Source organism: Clostridium tanneri (genome assembly GCF_033659955.1).
Classification (GTDB): domain Bacteria; phylum Bacillota; class Clostridia; order Clostridiales; family Clostridiaceae; genus Clostridium_AM; species Clostridium_AM tanneri.
In genome coordinates this window covers 1-980 of the sequence record NZ_JARUJP010000076.1, presented here as the reverse complement: position 1 = coordinate 980, position 980 = coordinate 1, and the positions used below count along the sequence as shown (strand labels likewise).

Sequence of the window (980 nt, the reverse complement as noted above, 5' to 3'; positions counted from 1 at the left end):
TTGAAATTTGCCATTATTGGATGCGGAAGAATATCATACAAACATGTAGAAGCATTAGTTGCTAATAGAGAGGAAGCTGTCTTGGTAGCTACTTGTGATATAGCACAGGAGAAGGCTGAGGAAAAGAAGAAGGAATATCTTTCAAAATTAGATGAAAGTATAGAAGTAGGGGTATATGTAGACTATAAGGACATGCTTAGCAAAGAAGATATAGATGTTGCAGTTATAGCTACTGAAAGCGGATACCATCCAGAAATAGCTATCTATTGTATGAATGAAAAGAAGCATGTTATAGTTGAAAAGCCAATGGCACTATCTATAGAAGATGCGGATAAAATGATAGAATGTGCAAAAAGTAATAATGTGAAGTTATGTGTAAGTCACCAGAATAGATTTAATGCACCAATACAACAGCTTAGAACTGCAGTAGAAGAAAATAGATTTGGAAGACTTGTTAACGGAACAGCAAGAATACTTTGGAATAGAAATATGGGATACTATACTCAAGCACCATGGAGAGGAACCTGGGAGCTTGATGGCGGTACCTTAATGAATCAATGTATACATAATATAGATTTACTTCAATGGATGATGGGTGGAGAAATAGACACAGTATATGCACAGTGTGATACCTTCTTGAGAGATATTGAAGCAGAAGACTTTGGAGCTATAATTATACGCTTCAAGAACGGAGCTATAGGAATAATTGAAGGAAGTGCCTGCGTATATCCAAAGAATTTAGAAGAAACCCTAAGCATATTTGGAGAAACTGGAACAGTATCTATTGGAGGGCTAGCAGTAAATAAAATAGAAACTTGGAGATTTGCAGACAATAAGGATAACGAAGATGAAATATTAAAAGCTCAAGAAGGAGATCCAGATACAGTTTACGGCTTCGGTCATATTCCACTATTTAAAGATATGATAGATGCTATAAATGATAATAGAGAGCCTTTAATAAATGGAGAAGAAGGAAAGAA

1 protein-coding gene is annotated in these 980 nt (G+C 35.3%); it reads left to right on the top strand.

Going from position 1 to position 980, the window contains the following annotated elements; translation table 11 throughout:
- Positions 1-980: Gfo/Idh/MocA family protein (locus P8V03_RS18995; protein WP_318799376.1), on the top strand; the 980-nt coding region annotated here is incomplete at both ends.